The sequence below is a fragment of the Proteus columbae genome (genome assembly GCF_002777965.1).
GTDB classification, from domain to species: Bacteria; Pseudomonadota; Gammaproteobacteria; order Enterobacterales; family Enterobacteriaceae; genus Proteus; species Proteus columbae.
The window spans coordinates 1-2724 of the sequence record NZ_NGVR01000004.1; the positions used below are offsets into that span (position 1 = coordinate 1).

Annotated in this window: 1 rRNA gene; it reads right to left on the reverse strand. The window is 51.6% G+C overall.

The window, feature by feature from the left end:
* Window positions 1–86: 86 nt before the first annotated feature.
* Window positions 87–2724 (reverse strand): 23S ribosomal RNA (locus CBE70_RS01160); the annotation flags it as partial.

Consider the following 2724-nt stretch of genomic DNA (forward strand, 5'->3'; position numbering starts at 1 on the left):
TCTTCCTCAGTAACCAGCAATATCAATCTTAAACAAGCTTACTTCATCTACTGGTCGTCTCTCAGACAAAACACCTTCGGTGTTGTCAGGTTAAGCCTCACGGTTCATTAGTACTGGTTAGCTCAATGTATCGCTACACTTACACACCCAGCCTATCAACGTCTTAGTCTTAAACGTTCCTTTAGGTCACTCAAGGTGACAGGGAAGACTCATCTCGAGGCAAGTTTCCCGCTTAGATGCTTTCAGCGGTTATCTCTTCCGCACTTAGCTACCGGGCAATGCCATTGGCATGACAACCCGAACACCAGTGGTGCGTTCACTCCGGTCCTCTCGTACTAGGAGCAACCCCTCTCAATCTTCCAACGCCCACGGCAGATAGGGACCGAACTGTCTCACGACGTTCTAAACCCAGCTCGCGTACCACTTTAAATGGCGAACAGCCATACCCTTGGGACCTACTTCAGCCCCAGGATGTGATGAGCCGACATCGAGGTGCCAAACACCGCCGTCGATATGAACTCTTGGGCGGTATCAGCCTGTTATCCCCGGAGTACCTTTTATCCGTTGAGCGATGGCCCTTCCATTCAGAACCACCGGATCACTAAGACCTACTTTCGTACCTGCTCGAGCCGTCACTCTCACAGTCAAGCTGGCTTATGCCTTTGCACTAACCGCATGATGTCCGACCATGCTTAGCCAACCTTCGTGCTCCTCCGTTACTCTTTAGGAGGAGACCGCCCCAGTCAAACTACCCACCAGACACGGTCCCCGATCCAGATTATGGACCTAGGTTAGAACATCAAACGTTAAAGGGTGGTATTTCAAGGTTGACTCCATGCAGACTGGCGTCCACACTTCTAAGTCTCCNCCCGGATTACGGGCCTAGGTTAGAACATCAAACGTTAAAGGGTGGTATTTCAAGGTTGACTCCATGCAGACTGGCGTCCACACTTCTAAGTCTCCCACCTATCCTACACATCAAGGCTCAATGTTCAGTGTCAAGCTATAGTAAAGGTTCACGGGGTCTTTCCGTCTTGCCGCGGGTACACTGCATCTTCACAGCGAGTTCAATTTCACTGAGTCTCGGGTGGAGACAGCCNCCACCTATCCTACACATCAAGGCTCAATGTTCAGTGTCAAGCTATAGTAAAGGTTCACGGGGTCTTTCCGTCTTGCCGCGGGTACACTGCATCTTCACAGCGAGTTCAATTTCACTGAGTCTCGGGTGGAGACAGCCTGGCCATCATTACGCCATTCGTGCAGGTCGGAACTTACCCGACAAGGAATTTCGCTACCTTAGGACCGTTATAGTTACGGCCGCCGTTTACTGGGGCTTCGATCAAGAGCTTCTCCTTACGGATAACCCCATCAATTAACCTTCCAGCACCGGGCAGGCGTCACACCGTATACGTCCACTTTCGTGTTTGCACAGTGCTGTGTTTTTAATAAACAGTTGCAGCCAGCTGGTATCTTCGACTGGCTTCGGCTCCGTCCGCGAGGGACTTCACTTACCGCCAGCGTGCCTTCTCCCGAAGTTACGGCACCATTTTGCCTAGTTCCTTCACCCGAGTTCTCTCAAGCGCCTGAGTATTCTCTACCTGACCACCTGTGTCGGTTTGGGGTACGATTGTTGGTAACCTGAAGCTTAGAGGCTTTTCCTGGAAGCAGGGCATCAATTGCTTCACCACCTTAGTGGCTCGTCATCACACCTCAGCATTAAGTGACCGGATTTGCCTAATCACTCTGCCTACATGCTTGAACCGGGACGACCGTCGCCCGGACAACCTAGCCTTCTCCGTTCCCCCATCGCAGTTACCACCAGTACGGGAATATTAACCCGTTTCCCATCGACTACGCTTTTCAGCCTCGCCTTAGGGGTCGACTCACCCTGCCCCGATTAACGTTGGACAGGAACCCTTGGTCTTCCGGCGTGCGGGTTTTTCACCCGCATTATCGTTACTTATGTCAGCATTCGCACTTCTGATACCTCCAGCATACCTCACAGTACACCTTCGCAGGCTTACAGAACGCTCCCCTACCCAACAACACATAAGTGTCGCTGCCGCAGCTTCGGTGCATGGTTTAGCCCCGTTACATCTTCCGCGCGGGCCGACTCGACCAGTGAGCTATTACGCTTTCTTTAAATGATGGCTGCTTCTAAGCCAACATCCTGGCTGTCTGAGCCTTCCCACTTCGTTTCCCACTTAACCATGACTTTGGGACCTTAGCTGGCGGTCTGGGTTGTTTCCCTCTTCACGACGGACGTTAGCACCCGCCGTGTGTCTCCCGTGATAACATTCTTCGGTATTCGCAGTTTGCATCGAGTTGGTAAGTCGGGATGACCCCCTAGTCGAAACAGTGCTCTACCCCCGAAGATGAATTCACGAGGCGCTACCTAAATAGCTTTCGGGGAGAACCAGCTATCTCCCGGTTTGATTGGCCTTTCACCCCCATCCACAAGTCATCCGCTAATTTTTCAACATTAGTCGGTTCGGTCCTCCAGTTAGTGTTACCCAACCTTCAACCTGCCCATGGATAGATCACCGGGTTTCGGGTCTATACCCTGCAACTCATTCGCCCAGTTAAGACTCGGTTTCCCTACGGCTCCCCTATACGGTTAACCTTGCTACAGAATATAAGTCGCTGACCCATTATACAAAAGGTACGCAGTCACCCCATAAAGAGGCTCCTACTGCTTGTACGTACACGGTTTCAGGTTCTTTT